The sequence below is a fragment of the Mycobacterium sp. smrl_JER01 genome, from assembly GCF_048513595.2.
GTDB lineage: Bacteria > Actinomycetota > Actinomycetes > Mycobacteriales > Mycobacteriaceae > Mycobacterium.
The window spans coordinates 3748812-3766099 of the sequence record NZ_JBLXXK020000001.1 but is presented as its reverse complement, the minus strand read 5'-3'; the positions used below and the strand labels follow the sequence as shown (position 1 = coordinate 3766099).

Here is a 17288-nt window from a genome sequence, read left to right as displayed (position 1 = left end):
CGGCTGTGGATCAATCAGGGATTGGGGATAATCGCCCGGTAATCCGCGAAAGTGTCAGAGACTCAGCCGGCGCCCTTACCGTTGTCGACCCGGTAGACCGCGCCGTGGACCGCCGCGGCATCGTCGCTGGCGAGGAACGCGATGGTCTTGGCGACGTCCTGGGTCTCCATGAATCCGCGTGGGGAAGCGATCCGCATGATCAGGTCCCAGTCCGCGTTCTCCGGGGCCTCGAACTCGGTGGTCTGCGCGGTCGGCATCCCACCCGGACAGATCGCGTTGACCCGCAGCCGCTCCTTGGTGAATTCCACGGCCAACGCACGGGTCAGGCCGATCAGACCGTGCTTGGCCGCGCAGTACCCGGCCGAGTACACCTCGCCTTCCACACCGGCAATGGAGGCCACGTTGACGATGTTGCCGCCGGTCTGCAGCAGATGGGGCAGCGCGGCGCGGCACAGGTAGAACGGTCCGTTGAGATTCACCGCGAGGTCGGTGGCCCAGTCGTCGTCGCTCATGCCGACGGTATGGCGCATCTTGTGGAAGCCTGCGATGTTGGCCAGCACGTCGAGGCGGCCGAACCGCGCGACGCAGTCATCCACCGCCTGCGCACATCCGGCCGCCGAGGTGATGTCCACTGACGAAAAGCTGCCGCCGGGAATGTCGGCGAACACCTCACCCATCCGTATCGCATCCCGCGCGATACCGAACACCGTGGCTCCCCGTTCGGCGAACAACCGCGCAGTCGCCGCTCCCAACCCCGCCGATGCACCCGTGACCAACGCGACCTTGCCGCTGAGTTGACTCATCCCACGACTTTCTCATGGGGCGCACGCACCTCAGACGGCGGAGCGTGGCCGTACCGGTGGGACAGCCGCCAACAGGGCTCTGGTGTACTCCTGCTCGGGTACGGCGAAGAGCTGGTCGGCGGGACGGTGTTCCACAGCTTCGCCGTTGCGCATCACCAGGACGTCGTGGCTGAGCCGACGGATGACCGCGAGGTCATGACCGATCAACAGATACGTCAGGCCGAGCTCGCGCTGAAGCCGCGCCAGCAGGTCGAGAACGCGGGCCTGCACCGACACGTCCAGTGAGGCCGTCGCCTCGTCCAGGATCAGGAGATCCGGCTCCGCGGCCAGCGCCCGGGCGATGCTGACCCGCTGCCGCTGCCCGCCCGACAGCTCGTGCGGGTACCGGTCCGCGAACGAGGTGGGCAGGCCGACCAGGTCAAGCAGCTCCTCCACCCGGTTCCGCCGCCCCTGCCTCCCGTCGGCCAGTTTGTGCACCGCCAACGGTTCGGCGATCGAACCTCCCACCCGGGCACGCGGATTCAGCGACGAGAACGGGTCCTGGAAGACCAGACCGACACGGCGGCGCATCCTTCTCGCAGCCGGACCCTTGACGTGCAGAACGTCGGCTCCGGCCAGCGTCGCGGTCCCGGCGTTCGGACTCACCAGCCCGGTCAGGCACGCCGCGACAGTGGACTTGCCCGAGCCCGATTCGCCCACCAAACCCAGCGTGGTGCCGCGGCGGATCCGGAACGAGACGTCCTTGACCGCATGCACCGTCGTGCGCCCGACCGGGGTCGACACCGCGAACTTCACGTCGAGACCGTCGACGTCGAGCAAGGTTTCGGCATCCGTCACCGCCGGAGGGCCCGCGGTGTCGAGTACCGGCCGCGCGGCCAGCAGCTCGCGGGTGTAGTCGTCGCGCGGCCGGTCGAAGACGTCCATGATCGGCGCCTGCTCGACCGCCACCCCGTCGCGCAGCACAGTCACCTCGTCGGCAACCTGACCGATGACGCCCAGGTCGTGGCTGATCCACACCACCGCGGTGCCGAAGTCACGCTGCAGGGTACGGACCAGCTCGACCACCTGGGCCTGCGTCGTGACATCGAGCGCGGTGGTCGGTTCGTCGGCGATCAGAAGTTCCGGATCACATGCCAGCGCGATCGCGATCATCACCCGCTGACGTTGACCGCCCGAGAGTTGGTGTGGATAGGCGTGCAGCCGGGTCTGCGGATCGGGCAGGCCCACCGCCTCCAACAGTTCCAGGGCGCGTGCCGCAGCCGCCCGCCGGGTGAGCTTCCGGTGGGTCTCCAGCGATTCGGTGATCTGCCGCTCCAGCGTCAACAGCGGGTTCAACGACGTCCCCGGGTCCTGGAACACGAACCCGATACGCGCGCCGTGCACGCTGCGAAGCACCCGCGGTGACGCGCCGACCAGCTGCACCGGTTCCTCCGACGCCGCGCCGCTCAGCGTGCTGGATCCCGACACGCGGGCCCCCGGAGCGTCCAGCAGGCCGGTCGCGGCCAGCACCGTCATGGTTTTGCCGGAACCCGATTCGCCCACGATGCCGATCGTCTTCTCACGCTCGACATCGAAGGACACGCCGCCGACGATGCTGCGCGCGCCGATGCGCACCTGCAGGTCTTTGACGGACAGGACGGTCATGTCTCCCCCCGGCGAGCCTCGATGGTGGTGCGCTGCTTGGGATCGAGTATGTCACGCAACCCGTCTCCGAACAGGTTGAACGCCAGGACGATCAGGAAGATCGCCGCGCCGGGGAACACCGCCATCCACCAGGCCATCGTCACGAAACCCTGTGAATCGAAGATCATCCGGCCCAGGGACGGCTGCGGGGGCTGAATCCCCAAGCCCAGGAACGACAATGCCGCCTCGGACAGAATCGCGAAGGCCAGCGACAACGATGTCTGCACGATGAGCGGGCCGGCGATGTTCGGCAGGATGTGACGCCGCAGGATGTACAGGTCGCCGGTGCCCAGCGCGCGCGAGACCGACACGTACGGTTCGGTGCGCACGCCCAGGGTGCTGGCCCGTGACACCCGCGCGAAGATCGGGGTGTACACGATGCCGATCGCCAGGATCGTCGTGGTGACCCCGGGCCCGAGAATGGCCACCACCGCCAGGGCGAGCAACAGCACCGGGAACGCGAACATCACGTCGACCACCCGCATCAGCACCGTGTCGAGCCACCCGCCGCGGTATCCGGCGACCACCCCGACCGCGATGCCCACCACCATGGCCAGCGCCACACTGATGACTGCGATCCGCATGGACGCCTGCGTGGCCACCAGAACGCGGGAGAACACGTCGCGACCCAGCTCGTCGGTGCCGAACCAGTGCGACCCGCTCGGTGGCTGCAGGGCGTTGGGGACGTCGATGTCGTTGACACCGTGCGGCGCAATCCAGTTCGCCGTCACCGCGACGATCGCCACCACCGTCAGCACCACGGCGCTGACCAGCGTCACCGGGTTGCGGGCCAGCAGCCCCCACGCAGACAACCGGCCGTCCTCGGCCGTCTCCGAATGCTCTGCCGTCGTCATCCCAGCCGGATCCTCGGGTCCACCACGGCGTACAGCACGTCGACGAGCAGGTTGATCAACAGAAACAGCGCCGCGATCAGCAGTACCGCACCCTGGATCAGCGGGTAGTCGCGGGCCGCGACGGCGTTGAACACCAAGCGGCCCAAGCCCGGCCAGGCGAACACCACTTCCACGACGATCACCCCGCCCAGCAGCGTGGCCAATTGGATGCCGGTGATGGTCAGGATCGGGACCAGGGCGTTGCGCACCGTGTGCCGGAACGTGACGACGCGCGGGGGAAGGCCCTTGGACCGGGCGGTGCGCACGTACCCCATCGCGGCGACCTCCAGCACCGCCGAGCGCACATACCGCGTCATGATCGCCGCCGCCACCACGCCGACCGTCAGGCCGGGGAGAATGATGTGGCGCAGCCATCCCGACGGATCCTCGAACAGCGGACGGTACCCCGAGGTCGGCAGCCAGCCCAGGACGCTGGAGAACAACGCGATCAACAGGATCCCCATCCAGAAATCGGGAATCGAGACGCCGAACTGACTGCTGACGCGGACCACCGCGTCGCTGAACCGTCCTTCGTGCAACGCCGAGTAGATGCCCGCGGGCAGCGCGATGGTCAGGGCGATGAGGATGCCGGCCAAGCCCAGCGACAGGGTGGCGGGCAGTCGTTCCAGCAGGGTCACGGTCACCGGATCGCCGTTGCGGAAGCTGACACCCAGATCGCCGGTGAGCGCCGAGCCGATGTAGCCGAAGAACTGCGACACCAGCGGCCGGTCCAGACCGCTTGCGGCGCGCAGCGCGTCGTAGGCCTCCGGCGTGTAGCGGGTGCCCAACGCGATGCGCACCGGGTCTCCGGGCACCAGGTGCACCAGCGCGAACACCACGATCAGCACGCCGAACAACACCACCGCCGAGTACAGCAATCGCCGGGCCACGAACCGCGCAATCATCATCGTCATGCACCGCCGTCGGCGTTCAAATCCGCACCACGGAATCGGACCGCGCCGTCGCGGCGCGCCTCGTACCCCGAAAGCGCCGGATTCCAGGCCTGGATCACCGACGGGTTGTACAGGTAGATGTAGCTGACCTGGTCGGCGATCCGGGTGGCTGCCTGCGCATACACCGACTTGCGGGCGTTCTCGTCGGTTTCCACCCGGCCGGCATCGAGCAGGCGGTCCACCTCGGGGTCGGAGAACTTCTGCGCGTTGCTGGTGCCGTCGGTGTGGTGTTGGGCGTAGTAGAAGTCGTCCGGGTCAATGTTGCCCAGCCAGCCCATCATCAGCATGTCGAAGTTGCCGGAGTTCTGTTCGTCGAGCCAGGTGGCGAAATCCACGGTGCGAATGTTGACCGAGAAACCGAGCGGAGCCAGGTTGTCGGCGATGATCTGGGCTGCGGTGACGGTCTCGGGATACTCCGTGGTGACCAGCATGTCGAGGGCGCCCGGCGCGGACCCGGCCTCCTGCAACAACGCGCGGGCGGTGTCCAGGCCGTCCGCACCGTCGTCGGCGTAGCGGTCATAGGCGGTGAACCACGGATTTCCCTCGGGTATCGCCAACTGGTTGGCCGCCGCGGTGCCGTAACTGGTGGCCTGCACGATGGCGGCCCGGTCGACGGCGTGGGCGACCGCGCGCCGCACCCGCACGTCGTTCCACGGCTCACGCGCGGCGTTGAGCGCCAGGTACCAGTAGTCGTTGCTCGGGGTGACCGCAAGCTCCAGCGAATCGTCGTCACGCAGCTGCGCGACGCGCTGCGGCGGCACGGAGTCGGTCCAATCCACCTCCCCGGCCTGCAGCGCCGACAAGGCGGTCGACGGCTCGGAGATGAACCGGAACGTGACGCCCGGGACGCCCGGCGTGCCGCCCCAGTAGTCCTCGTTGGCCCCCAGTGAGATCGAGTCACCACTTTTCTGGCCCAGGAATCTGAACGGTCCGGTTCCGATCGGGTGGGTGGCGATCCGCCCGCTCTCGACATTCGCGCGGGACACCACCGCCATGCCCTTGAACCCCCCGAGGTTGGTCAGCATGTTGGGAGTCGGACGGTCCACCCGGATCACCACGGTGTACGGGTCCGGCGCCTCCACGGCGGTCACGGACGCGAACTTGTCCGCGTTGGTCAGCTGTTCGTCGATGATGCGGCGGTAGGAGTAGACGACGTCATCGGCCGTCAGCGGGCTACCGTCATGGAACGTCACGCCCGGCCGCAGCCGGAACGTCCACGTCAACTCGTCGGGGGATACCTCCCAGGATTCGGCGAGCGCGGGACGCATCTGCAGATCTTCATCGGGCTCGACCAGGGTGTCGAAGACGTTCTCCAGCACCTCGAAGGAGAAATAGGCCGAGGTGCGGTGCGGGTCAAGCTGATCGGGTTCGCCCGCGATGGCCGCCACCAGGGAGCCGGCTGCCCCTTGACCCAGATCGACCCGTTGACCGGTGGAACACCCGGCCAGCGTCGCCACCAACGCACATATGGCGAGGACAGCGGTCCGCACCGCCGTCCTCGCCATATGCAACCACCCCGGAACTCGAGCCTGCTACGGGCCGTCTACCCGGACGCGCCGTGCGCGAAACCCGGCGCACGGCGAATCCGTGACTTTGCCCACCGTCGACTGAAATACTGCGGACATGAAATTGCTGCGCGGTCTGGCCGCGGTCGTCATCCTCGCCGGAGCCGGTTTGGGGTTCGCCGCGCCGGCCCAGTCGGCCGAGATCATGCAGGGCGTCTACAACTACGAGTCGGAGGGCCAGTCGGGCACCTGGACCATCTACCCGTCCTGCGTGCCGGTGGTCGGTGATCTGCGCGAACCCCTGTATCTGCCGGTGGGGTGCCGGCTGCACGTGGGCCCGTCGACCGGGCTCACCGGCGGCGACGCCACCCTCGTCGGCGGAGTGTGGGGATTCACCAGTCCCAAGCCCAGGGGCATGCAGTGCCCGGACGGCAGCTGGGAGCCCACGGTCGAGGTGATCAGATTCGACGACGCCACCATGTCGGGCACCCGCAAGATCACTCACAACGGCAATTGCGGTACGCAGCCGGGCATCATCGAGATCCCGTTCACGCTGTCTTTCAAGGAGCCACTGCCGATCCCGGTGGACCAGTACCCGTTGATCTGTGAGCCCGGTGGGCTCCGGCGCTGCTTCTGAGGCGCGGACATGAAACGAGTGGTGATCTGGGGGACCGGGTTCGTCGGCCGGATGGTCATCCCCGAAGTCGTCGACCATCCCGAGTTCGAACTCGTCGGGGTCGGGGTGAGCAATTCCGACAAGGCCGGGCGCGACGTCGGTGACCTCTGTGGGATGGGCCGCGACCTCGGGCTGACCGCCACCGACGACGTCGAGGCGCTGATCGCGCTGAAGCCGGATGCGCTGGTGCACTATGGTCCGACCGCGGCGCACGCCGAGGCCAACATCGAATTGATCACCCGGTTCCTGCGCGCCGGCATCGATGTGTGCTCGACTGCCATGACACCGTGGATCTGGCCGACCATGCATCTCAATCCGCCGAACTGGATCGAGCCGGTCACGGTGGCATGCGAACTCGGCGAGTCATCATGTTTCACCACCGGCATCGATCCCGGGTTCGCCAACGACCTGTTCCCGATGACGTTGATGGGACTGTGCTCCGAGGTCCGCCGGGTGCGGGCCTCCGAACTACTCGACTACACCAATTACGAAGGCGACTACGACCGCGAGATGGGTATCGGCAGGCCGCCCGAGTACCGGGCCATGCTGGAGAATCCCGACATCCTGGTATTCGCCTGGGGTGCAACCGTTCCGATGATCGCGCAGGCTGCCGGGATCATGCTCGACGAGATCACCACCACGTGGGAGAAGTGGGTGACGCCCGACGAGCGCAAGACGGCCAAGGGCATCATCGCGCCGGGAAATGTCGCGGCCGTCCGGTTCACCATCAACGGGGTGTACCGGGGCGAGACCCGGATCCAACTCGAACACGTCAACCGGATCGGCAACGATGCCGCGCCGGACTGGCCGTCGGGCACCGAGAACGACGTCTACCGGGTCGACATCGAGGGCACCCCGAGCATCTTCCAGGAGACGGCGTTCCGGTTCACCGACGGTTCCGGGCGCGACGCCGCCGCCGCCGGATGCCTGGCGACCGGATTGCGCGCTCTCAACGCGGTGCCCGCGGTCAACGACCTCTCGCCCGGCTGGGTCACCGCGCTCGATCTGCCCTTGATCCCGGGCGCGGGCACCATCCGTTAGTCCCGCCCACCGCCGGCGCACTCGGCGAGCCGGCGCTGCAGATGGCGGCGGGTCTGGCCGGCCCGGATACGTTCGATCGCGAGTTGGTACTCGACGGCCGCCTCGTCGAGCCGGCCCGCACGGCGCAACAGGTCAGCCCGCGCCGCGGCCAGCGTGAATCCTTGTGTGACAGCAGGATCGGCCGCGAGAGCATCCAACTCGGCGATGCCGGCCGGGAAGCCACGCGCAAACCCCAGCGCGACAGCACGATTGAGCCGCACCGCGGGCGAGGGCGTCCACGCCAGCAGCTCATCGTAGGCTGCCACGATGCCCGGCCAGTCGGTGGCGGCGAAGGTCGGCGCGGTCGCGTGGGCCGCAGCGATGACGGCTTGGGCGAGATAGGGTCCACGTCCCAAAGCCGCCGCCCGCCGCAGATGGCGGACGCCGTCGGCGATCGACTCGCGATCCCAACGGCTGCGATCCTGTTCCTCCAGCGTCAGTAGCTCGCCCGCCGCGTCGGCACGTTGATTGCGCCTGCTGTCGTCGAGGAGCATCAGCGCCAGCAACGCATGCGCCTCCCCGTGCTCGGGCATCAGCCCGCACAGCAGCCGCCCGAGCCGTACCGCCTCGGCGCACAATTCCCCGCGCACGGTCGGATTACCCGCCGCGGCGAAGTAGCCTTCGGCGAATACCAGATAGATGCAGGCCAGCACGTCGGCGAGCCGGTCTGGCAGGGCTTGCGCCTCGGGCACCCGCAGCGGGATGCCGCAACTGCGTATCCTGGTCTTCGCCCTGCTGAGCCGTTGAGCCACTGTCGCTTCCGGCTGCATGAAAGCCCGCGCAATCTCGGCCGTGCGCAGGCCGGCGACCAACCGCAACGTCAGGGCGATCCGAGCCTCGGGGGACAGCGCAGGATGGCAGCAGGTGAACATCAGCCGCAACTGATCGTCGGGCACCGGCTGCAGCTCCGCGTCCTCGGCCGGGGCTACCTCCGACGTCGCGGCGGTCTCCTTGCCCCGGCGCAGCGACTCGCGGCGAAGCCGGTCCAGCGCGCGGTTGCGGGCTGCGGTGGTGATCCACGCGCCCGGGTTGGCCGGCAGCGTGGCGCCGGTCCAGGTCCGCAACGCGTCGGCGAACGCATCCTGGACCGCGTCCTCGGCCAGTCCGATGTCGCCGACCAGGCGCGCGACCGTCGCCACCGAGCGCCCGAACTCGTCGCGGTAGATGCGGTCGATGTTCATCCGTCCAGATCAACCATCCGGCGCAACTCGACGCCGCCACGCGTCCCGACCGGGATCCGGGTGGCGACGGCCAGTGCATCGTCGCAGTCGGTGGCCGCGATGTAGTACAGGCCGTTGACGATCTCCGCGGACTCGGTGAAGGGTCCGTCGGTGATCAACGACCGGCCGTCGCGTACCCGCACGGTGGTCGCGGTCGACGGCGGATGCAGAGCGCCGCCACCCCGAAGGCGGTCGCCGAAGCGCTCACCGAAAGCGGCGTGCTCGGCGGCACCCGCTTCCCAGTCGGCGGATGCCGGATCCAGGGCGTCGTCCCGAGGTTCGAACAGCAAGGCCGTCCACCAGTCCGCCTGCGCGCCTTCGGCTTGCCCGTACTCGACCATCGGCCACACCTCCACTGCTCCGCCCTCGTCGGCGGCCGCCGGGATCTGCGCGGCGAGCTCGAGCGCGGCGTCGAGGTCCGCGCAATCGAGCACCATGATGCCGCCGATCACTTCGGCCTGTTCGACAAACGGGCCGTCGGTCACCAGCAGCTCCGTTGCCCGGTGGCGGACCGAGCGGGCATCGGCCGCCGGATACAGCGCGCCGCCACCGACGACCGCAGCCCCGGCCTTCTCGTCGAATGCGGCGTACCGGGCGACATCGTCGGCGAACTCCGGCGTCAACGGGTCGGCCGTCCTCGGGTCCTCGCGCCAGTACAGCAGGGCCAAGTAGTACATCGTCGTGATCCTTCCCGGGTGTGCAGGGATGACAGGGTTGTCAGGGGTGGTTACGAGGGGCCGGCGTCGGCACCCCTACCGATACGACGAACACGGACTCCCATTTTCGACATCCGGTGGCTGCATTCTTATTGCTGCTTGACCAGAACCACATGCGCCAGCGGTATCCGGGTCTGCGAGGGAGCGGCGCTGAGCCGTGTGACGATCCCCTTCTCGAGCCGGTCGAAGAACTCGTCGAGGCGAGGATCGGCGGCTCCACCGTTGAGGCTCTGCGCCAGAGCCGGAAACACCGCGGCCCGGGCGAAGCCACCCCACCGCGCGCCGAAAGCCTCCGCATCACGGTCGGTCCGGTAGCGGTCAAAGAACCGGTCGGCGGCGTCGAAGATCTCCAGGTGCTCGATCTCGAGCCGCTCGAACCGTCCGGACGGCGCGAACGGGGCCGCAAAATCGGCTGCACGGCGCGCGAAGGTGGGTATGCACATGCGCGTCAACTCGTCGGCGTTCAGCAGCCCGTCGCCGGCGAGCTCGTCGAGAACCTCGACCATGGCTGCCATCAGCGGGCGGAACCCGCAATCGCCGTCCTCGCCGACCGCCATCGTCATCACCACGAGCCGGCCGCCGGGACACAGCTCGCGGCCGCGGAACGCGACGAACTCGTGCCAGTCGTGTGCGGCCTGTCTGGCGAACGCGGTTCGGACGGCGTCATCGGAGCAGAAGTCGACCTGGATGTGACCCTCGATCGCGCCGGGCACCCGCGTCAACCAGTGGATCGCCCACGCGCTCCACCCCAGGTTGACGCTGTTCGACGGCAGGATCTGGGAGTAGAAGGACCTGCCGACCGCCGAGGCGAAGGTTGCCCTGTCCCGGTGCAGGTAGCTGTCCGGATCGGACTCCAGCGTGTGAAACAGCGCGGTGAAGTCGTTGTCCGCACGGTCGGTGTGCGCCACCAGCACCGAGTGCTCGGGGCGGGTTCGCTTGCGCAACACCGCGATCGCCGCGCCGACCGGCAACAGCGAATTCAGCCCGTTGCCGGCACCGTAGTCGGCGATCACGATCGGCTGGGGCGGGCCGGGGATCGGCACCGCGGCGGCCGCCCCCTCGAACACCGCGATCGCGGGCTGCAGACCGGCGGCCTGCAGGCGCGACGCGGCGCTGTAGGAGCTGCTGTCCTTCGGCTCCGGGCGTACCACGCTGCTGGATTCCGCCATGCCCCGAAACGGTAGTCCTCCCGCAGCCGTCGCGCCGCAAGACAGCAACGTCAACACCGGGTGGTGACAACGCCACTGTGGAAAACTCTGGCCATGAACCGACGGCTCGGACCGCGCATCGCGGTCGTCGTCGCCGTTCTCGCGGTTGTCGCCGGAGCGGTCGGCGTCGTCGTCACGCTGATACTCAACGCGTTCGTCTACGACGAATTCGACGCCTACGGTGAGATTCCGGTCCCTGGATCAGGACAGCTCGCACTGCCCGCCGGGGAGGTGACCATCAGCTTCCACACCGTCGTGGCGGGAGGATCCGACGGCGGTTTCCCGGTGCCTCCGCTGCGACTGGGTCTGCGGCCGGTGGGAGGTGGGCCCGACCCGGTGGTGACCCGGACGACCAGCTCGGTGACCTCGGTCAACAACGACGTCCGCGTGCGCATCTGGGTCGCGCAGATCCCGCGTGACGACGTCTACGCCGTCGAGACCGGCGGCACCGTCGGCGGCTACATCAACCCGCGGCTGGCGTTCGGCCGGGACACCTCTTCCGCGGTACTGCCGTGGGCGTTCGGCGCGGTTCTCGGTGCGGGTCTGATCGGGCTGGCGCCGGCGTTGATGTGGTCGGCACGGACCGCCAGAAGGGTGCAGCCACTGCGCGGGCCCGTGAGTCTGGACGAGCAGAACTGGCCGGGCCCGCTACCCCCACCGGTGACGTCGTACCAGCCGACCGACCACGGGGTGCGCCTCGAGCAGCTCAAGACGCTTGCGGCGCTGCGCGACAGCGGGGCGCTCACCGACGCCGAATTCGAAACCGAGAAACGACGAATCCTCGAAGGTTGATCGGTCAGCTCAGCTGCTCCCGCTTGGGCAGCTCAGCTGCTCGGGTTGTTGGGCAGCTCAGCTGCTCGGGTTGTTGGGCAGCTCAGCTGCTCCGGCGCTTGGGCAGCTCAGCTGCTCCGGCGCTTGGGCAGCTCAGCTGCTCCGGCGCTTGGGCAGCTCAGCTGCCGCGGGCCACCCATTCGTCGTAGTGCACGATCTCGTCGCCGACGGTGGTGGTGTCACCGTGACCGGTGTAGACGACGGTGTCGCCGGGCAGCTTGCCGAGTCGGCCCGAGATGGATTCCAGGATGGTGGGGAAGTCGGAGAACGAGCGACCCGTCGCGCCGGGGCCGCCCTGGAACAGGGTGTCGCCGCTGAACACAGCGTTGAGTTCGGGGGCGTGCCAGCAGACCGAGCCGGGCGAGTGTCCCGGGGTGTGCAGGGCGCGCAGCTCGGTGCCTGCGACCCGCAGGATCTCGTCATCGGAGACCGATCGGAAGTCGCTGTCGGGGTGGGTCATTCGCCACAGCACGTCGTCGGCGGGGTGCAGCAGCACCGGAGCGTCGAGCGCCTGCCCGAGCTGCGGGGCGACGGTGACATGGTCGTTGTGGCCGTGCGTGCAGACCACCGCGACCACGTGGCGGCCGCCGACGGCCTCGATGATCGGGTCGGCGGTGTGGGCGGCGTCGAAGACCACGACTTCGTTGTCGTCGCCGACGAGCCAGATGTTGTTGTCGACCTCCCAGCTGCCGCCGTCGAGTTCGAAGGTGCCGTGGGTGACCAGTCGCTGGATCGCGCTCACAGGACCACCACCGAACGCAGCACGACGTCTTCGGATCCGGCGTGCATCTTGTGGAACGCGTCCTCGATCTGGTCCAGACCGATGCGTTCGGTGACGAACTTGTCCAGCGGGAAGCGGCCCTGCAGGTACAGCGAGATCAGGGTCGGGAAGTCCCGTTCGGGCAGACAGTCGCCGTACCAGGAGGATTTCAACGATCCACCGCGGGAGAAGAAGTCGATCAGCGGCATCTCCAACGTCATGTCCGGGGTCGGCACACCGACCAGCACCACGGTGCCGGCCAGATCGCGGGCATAGAACGCCTGCTTCCAGGTCTCGGGTCGGCCCACCGCGTCGATCACCACGTCGGCACCGAACCCGTCGGTCAGGTCCTGGATGGTTGCCACGGCGTCGAGTTCACCGGCGTTGATCGTGTGGGTGGCACCGAATTCGCGGGCCCACTCCAGTTTCCGGTTGTCCATGTCGACGGCGATGATCGTCTTGGCGCCGACCAGCCGGGCTCCGGCGATCGCTGCGTCGCCGACGCCGCCGCAGCCGATCACCGCCACGGTGTCATCGCGGTTGACCGCGCCGGTGTTGATCGCCGCGCCCAGACCGGCCATCACCCCGCAGCCCAGCAGCCCGGCCGCGGCCGGGTCGGCGGCCGGATCGACCTTGGTGCACTGGCCTTCGTGCACCAGCGTCTTGTCGGCGAACGCACCGATGCCCAGCGCCGGGGTCAGCTCGGTGCCGTCGGTCAGCGTCATCTTCTGCGCGGCGTTGTGGGTGTCGAAACACAGATGCGGGCGACCCCGCTTGCACGCCCGGCACTGCCCGCACACCGCGCGCCAGTTCAGCACCACGAAATCACCGGGTTCGACATTGGTCACGCCCGCACCGACCGACTCCACCACCCCCGCGGCCTCATGGCCGAGCAGGAAGGGGAATTCGTCGTTGATCCCGCCCTCCCGGTAGTGCAGGTCGGTATGGCACACCCCGCACGCCTGGATGTCGACGACCACCTCACCCGGTCCCGGGTCGGGGATGACGATCTCCACCACCTCGACCGGTTCACCCTTCTTCCGTGAGATCACACCGCGCACCGTCTGAGTCATGCTTGAACCCTAATGGGTCGGCGTGGACATAGAACAGTGTCCGGACGGTGGTCCATCCCCCGATCGGCGTTACGGTAGAGGCCCATGCCGACCGACACCCGCATCGATCTGCTGCTCGCGGCCCGAGCGGCCCATCAGCGGCGGGATTGGAGTGCGAGCTATGAGGGGTTTCAGCTCGCCGCCCGGTACGAGGACCTGAGGCTCGACGATCTGGAGGCGTTCGCGTCGGCGGCCTGGCGACTGGGCCACGTCAAGGAATCCAGCCGTGCCGCCGAGCGGGTCTACACGGCGCTGGTCAGGACGGATCCGGCCGCAGCCGCAGTCAAGGCCAACGAGCTGGGACTGGCATGGTTGGTCCGCGGTGACGTCAACATCGGCCGCGGCTGGATGAACCGGGCCCGTCGGCTGCTCGCCGACAGTGAGGAGAGTCCCGCCCACGGTTATCTGACCTATCTGGAAGCCGCGGTCGCCGCCGTCACCTATGACCTCGATGCGCTGGCCGGCCACGTGCGGCGGCTTCGTGAGATCGCGGCGCGCTTGAACGTCCCCGGCGTCTCCGCGCTGGCGCTCATCGCCGCGGGAGTCGAGTCGATCCTGCACGCTCGCACGGCCGACGGTTATGCCTGCATCGACGAAGCAATCCTGCCACTGGTCGCCGACGAGGTCCCGATCGAGTGGGCCGGCGACCTGTACTGCATCGTGCTGCACCATTGCCACAAGCTGGCCGACCTACCCCGGATGCAGTCCTGGACGCTGTCGATGGAGCAGTGGTGCGGTCTGTCCGGATCGGTGGCCTACGGAGGCGTCTGTGATGTCCACCGGCTGCAATTGAAGGTGGCGACCGGCGACTACCGCGGGTTGGAGACCCAGCTGGGCCGGACCAGCCGCGTTCTGGAGGACGTCAACGCATGGGCGGCGGCCGAGGGGTACTACCAGCTCGGTGAGGTCCGGCGGTTGATGGGTGATCTCGACGGGGCGGCAACGGCTTTCGCGCGGTCCCGCACACTCGGGCTGGACCCCCAGCCGGGTGAGGCGCTGCTGGCCTGCCGACGTGGGGACACCTCCGGTGCATGGACGGCCATCAAGGTCGCGCTGTCCGGCCAGGATCGGCTCAGCCGGGTCCGACTACTGCGTGCCGCGGTCGAGATCGCGCTGAGTCGCGACGACCTGACCGAGGCCGAGAAGTACTGCCGTGAGCTGGAGGCCGACGCGGCGGCGTTCGCCACGCCAGGTTTCCGGGCCTGGGCGGCGCACGCCCGCGGCGCCGTCTCGGTACGGCAGGGCGCCTTCGAAGAGGCAGTGAATTGCTTCGCGAAAGCGTTGCAGGAGTATCGAACCCAGCAATGCCGCTATGAAACTGCGGAAGTGTACGAGTGGATGGCCTTGGCGCGGCGAGGATATGGCGATGTCGAGGCGGCGGCCGCCGACGCGGCCACCGCCGAGGCCATCTATGCCCAACTGGGGGTGGATCCGGCGGGGATCTGCGGGGTGCCCAGGCCCGGCGGGTTGACCCGGCGCGAACTGGAGGTCCTCGGCCACATCGCCCATGGCGCCACCAACCGTCAGGTCGCCGACAAGCTGCACCTCAGTGAGAAGACCGTCGGTCGCCATCTGGCGAACATCTACGCCAAGATCGGCGTATCGTCGCGCACAGCCGCGGTGTCCTGGGGGCGTGACAACAACATCGCCTTCTGAAAGGCGTGTTCCGACGGCTCCACCTGATGGGCGTCTACATCATCTGCACCACGGCCGTCGGACCGATCTGCATCATGTGATCGATGCGCGGGACAGACATCGCGTCCTAACGTGGCCGCATGACCACATTGCAGGACCAGAAACCCATTGACACCACCGAGGAATTCGCCGAACGGATCGTCGGCGCGATCGACGCGGCCAGTGTGACGCTGCTGCTGTCGATCGGGCACCAGACGGCACTGTTCGACACGCTCGCGCAGCTCCCGCCGGCCACCAGCACCCAGATCGCCGACGCTGCCGGACTGCACGAGCGCTATGTGCGGGAATGGCTCGGTGGTGTGGCCGCGGCCCGCATCGTCGATTACGACCCGGTCGCCCAACATTATTCGCTGCCCCCGCATCGCGCGGCGGTGCTGACACGTGGCGCCGGGCCGGACAACCTGGCCCGGGTCGCGCAGTTCATCCCGCTGCTCGGCGAGGTGGAGCAGAAGTTGATCCGGTGCTTCTACGCCGGCGGCGGGCTGGCCTACGCGGAATACCCCCGCTTCCACACGCTGATGGCCGAGGAGAGTGGTGAAGTATTCGACGCCGCGTTGGTCGACACCATCCTGCCGATGGTCGACGGATTGCCCGAACGGCTGCGCGATGGTGCCACCGTTGCCGACTTCGGTTGCGGCAGCGGACATGCGGTGAACGTGATGGCGCAGGCATTCCCGGCCAGCAGTTTCGTCGGGATCGACTTCTCCGCCGAGGGTCTGGCGGCGGGTGTCCGGGAGGCTGCCGAGCTCGGACTGTCGAACGCGGCTTTCGAGGCCGCCGACGTCGCGTCCTACTCCGGCACCGAGGCCTTCGACGTCATCACCGCGTTCGATGCGATCCACGACCAGGCTCACCCCGACGCTGTGCTGCGTAACATCCACCGCGCTCTGCGCCCCGACGGAGTTTTTCTGATGGTGGACATCAAGGCCTCAAGCAGGCTGGAGGACAACATCGGTGCGCCGTTCGCGGCCTACCTCTACACCGTCTCGACCATGCATTGCATGAGTGTGTCCCTGGGCTTGGACGGCGCCGGCCTGGGCACCTGTTGGGGCCGTGAACTTGCCACGACGATGCTCGCCGACGCGGGGTTCGGCGACGTGCAGGTGCGTGAGGTCGAGTCCGACCCGCTGAACTTCTACTACATCGCGCGGAAATGACCCGGAGATGACCACGATGACAACCACCGACGTGAGCCACCGCGCCACCGCCACACGGCACCCGCTGCCGCAGTTGCGAGACCGCGCACTGTTCGTCACCGACGGCGGACTGGAAACCGAGCTGGTCTTTCTCGATGGCCGCGACCTGCCCGGGTTCGCCGCGTTCCCGTTGCTCGAGGACCCGCAAGGTCGGGCCCGGCTACGCCGCTACTACGACGGATACCTCGACATCGCGCGCCGCCACAAGGCCGGATTCATCGTGGAAACTCCGACCTGGCGGTGCAACGCCGACTGGGGCGCCCAACTCGGCTACGCACCGCAGCGACTGGCGGAACTCAATCAGGACGCTGTGCAGCTGGCCGAGGCGGTGCGGGCCGCCGCCGCTGTCCGCGGTGTGAGCGCCGTGGTGAGCGGTTGTGTGGGTCCGCGCGGCGACGGCTACGACCCCGGTGAGGCGATGTCGGCCGACGAGGCCCACTCCTACCACCACGCCCAGATCGCGGCCTTTGCCGCCACGTCTGCCGACCAGGTCACGGCGATCACCATGACCAACGCAGCCGAAGCGACCGGTGTGGTGCGGGCCGCCGCTGCGGCGGGCATTCCGTCGGTCGTCTCGTTCACGGTGGAGACCGACGGCAGGCTGCCCACCGGTCAGCGCCTGCACGAGGCGATCGAGGAGGTGGACGCGCAGACCGATTCCGCGGCCGCGTACTTCATGATCAACTGCGCCCACCCGACCCACCTCGCCGGGGCACTCGACGATCCCGGGCCATGGCGGCACCGGATCGTCGGGATGCGTTCCAACGCGTCGGCGAAGAGCCACGCCGAACTCGATGAGGCGACCGAGCTCGACGACGGCGACCCGGCGCAACTGGCCGGACAGCACGTCGCGCTGCGCAGCAGCCTGCCGGCGGTCCGGGTGCTCGGCGGGTGCTGCGGAACCGACGCTCGGCACGTCGCCGCGGTGGTCGCGGCCTGGGGCGCCCTCTAAGCTGC

General features: G+C 68.2%; 16 protein-coding genes. 6 read left to right on the top strand and 10 right to left on the bottom strand.

All coding sequences use genetic code 11. From position 1 onward, the window contains the following. Nucleotides 1-62 precede the first annotated feature (62 nt). Genes ACNUDN_RS17725 through ACNUDN_RS17705 form a run of 5 tightly spaced genes read right to left on the bottom strand, consistent with a single transcriptional unit; the run spans nt 63 to nt 5837 of the window. Nucleotides 63-803 carry an SDR family NAD(P)-dependent oxidoreductase gene (locus ACNUDN_RS17725; protein WP_419123112.1) on the bottom strand — a complete coding sequence of 247 codons (741 nt, stop codon included), beginning with the start codon at nt 801-803 and terminating at the stop codon, nt 63-65. Nucleotides 804-833: 30 nt separating this feature from the next. After that, nucleotides 834-2447: a dipeptide ABC transporter ATP-binding protein gene (locus tag ACNUDN_RS17720; RefSeq protein ID WP_419123111.1), complete on the bottom strand. Its 1614-nt coding sequence runs from the start codon at nt 2445-2447 to the stop codon at nt 834-836. Next, on the bottom strand, nt 2444-3340 hold the full coding sequence (locus tag ACNUDN_RS17715; RefSeq protein ID WP_419123110.1) for an ABC transporter permease: 897 nt from the start codon (nt 3338-3340) through the stop codon (nt 2444-2446). Before ACNUDN_RS17715 ends, ACNUDN_RS17720 begins: the two co-directional genes overlap by 4 nt. Continuing rightward, nucleotides 3337-4287 (bottom strand): ABC transporter permease, encoded by a 951-nt coding sequence (locus ACNUDN_RS17710; RefSeq protein ID WP_419125203.1) that lies wholly within the window; start codon nt 4285-4287, stop codon nt 3337-3339. The genes ACNUDN_RS17715 and ACNUDN_RS17710 overlap by 4 nt, the downstream gene beginning before the upstream one ends. Before the next feature lie 2 nt (nt 4288-4289). Next, nucleotides 4290-5837, bottom strand: coding sequence for an ABC transporter substrate-binding protein (locus tag ACNUDN_RS17705; protein ID WP_419123109.1), 1548 nt, complete (start codon nt 5835-5837; stop codon nt 4290-4292). Nucleotides 5838-5955: 118 nt separating this feature from the next. Between ACNUDN_RS17705 and ACNUDN_RS17700 the strand changes: the two genes are divergently transcribed. Continuing rightward, nucleotides 5956-6474, top strand: a complete 519-nt coding sequence (locus ACNUDN_RS17700) for a hypothetical protein (RefSeq protein WP_419123108.1) — start codon at nt 5956-5958, stop codon at nt 6472-6474. A 9-nt stretch (nt 6475-6483) separates the two neighbouring features. Beyond that, nucleotides 6484-7554, top strand: a complete 1071-nt coding sequence (locus ACNUDN_RS17695) for an NAD(P)H-dependent amine dehydrogenase family protein (RefSeq protein ID WP_419123107.1) — start codon at nt 6484-6486, stop codon at nt 7552-7554. Here ACNUDN_RS17695 and ACNUDN_RS17690 read toward each other — a convergent pair. From ACNUDN_RS17690 to ACNUDN_RS17680, 3 genes are all read right to left on the bottom strand, one after another. Next, a complete protein-coding gene (locus ACNUDN_RS17690) occupies nt 7551-8774 on the bottom strand; it encodes an RNA polymerase sigma factor (protein WP_419123106.1) in 1224 nt (407 codons plus the stop codon). The genes ACNUDN_RS17695 and ACNUDN_RS17690 overlap by 4 nt on opposite strands. Beyond that, nucleotides 8771-9490, bottom strand: a complete 720-nt coding sequence (locus ACNUDN_RS17685; protein WP_419123105.1) for a YciI family protein — start codon at nt 9488-9490, stop codon at nt 8771-8773. The genes ACNUDN_RS17690 and ACNUDN_RS17685 overlap by 4 nt, the downstream gene beginning before the upstream one ends. Before the next feature lie 128 nt (nt 9491-9618). Further along, the gene (locus ACNUDN_RS17680; RefSeq protein ID WP_419123104.1) at nt 9619-10698 is read right to left on the bottom strand and encodes a class I SAM-dependent methyltransferase; all 1080 of its coding nucleotides are present in this window, start codon (nt 10696-10698) and stop codon (nt 9619-9621) included. 93 nt (nt 10699-10791) lie between these two features. Here ACNUDN_RS17680 and ACNUDN_RS17675 point away from each other — a divergent pair, with 93 nt between their 5' ends. Beyond that, nucleotides 10792-11529 (top strand): SHOCT domain-containing protein, encoded by a 738-nt coding sequence (locus ACNUDN_RS17675; protein WP_419123103.1) that lies wholly within the window; start codon nt 10792-10794, stop codon nt 11527-11529. 157 nt (nt 11530-11686) lie between these two features. Here the strand turns inward: ACNUDN_RS17675 and ACNUDN_RS17670 are convergent, their stop codons facing one another. Both ACNUDN_RS17670 and ACNUDN_RS17665 read right to left on the bottom strand, forming a co-directional pair. After that, nucleotides 11687-12310 carry an MBL fold metallo-hydrolase gene (locus ACNUDN_RS17670; RefSeq protein ID WP_431960317.1) on the bottom strand — a complete coding sequence of 208 codons (624 nt, stop codon included), beginning with the start codon at nt 12308-12310 and terminating at the stop codon, nt 11687-11689. Beyond that, the gene (locus ACNUDN_RS17665; protein ID WP_419123102.1) at nt 12307-13401 is read right to left on the bottom strand and encodes an S-(hydroxymethyl)mycothiol dehydrogenase; all 1095 of its coding nucleotides are present in this window, start codon (nt 13399-13401) and stop codon (nt 12307-12309) included. Before ACNUDN_RS17665 ends, ACNUDN_RS17670 begins: the two co-directional genes overlap by 4 nt. A gap of 84 nt (nt 13402-13485) precedes the next feature. Between ACNUDN_RS17665 and ACNUDN_RS17660 the strand changes: the two genes are divergently transcribed. The 3 genes from ACNUDN_RS17660 to ACNUDN_RS17650 all read left to right on the top strand — a co-directional run bounded on the left by ACNUDN_RS17660 (nt 13486) and on the right by ACNUDN_RS17650 (nt 17283). Further along, nucleotides 13486-15096 carry a LuxR C-terminal-related transcriptional regulator gene (locus tag ACNUDN_RS17660; RefSeq protein ID WP_419123101.1) on the top strand — a complete coding sequence of 537 codons (1611 nt, stop codon included), beginning with the start codon at nt 13486-13488 and terminating at the stop codon, nt 15094-15096. 119 nt (nt 15097-15215) lie between these two features. Continuing rightward, entirely contained in the window at nt 15216-16292 is a 1077-nt protein-coding gene (locus ACNUDN_RS17655) for a class I SAM-dependent methyltransferase (protein WP_419123100.1), read from the top strand. Between the two features lie 16 nt (nt 16293-16308). Continuing rightward, nucleotides 16309-17283, top strand: coding sequence for a homocysteine S-methyltransferase family protein (locus ACNUDN_RS17650; protein ID WP_431960314.1), 975 nt, complete (start codon nt 16309-16311; stop codon nt 17281-17283). Nucleotides 17284-17288: the final 5 nt, after the last annotated feature.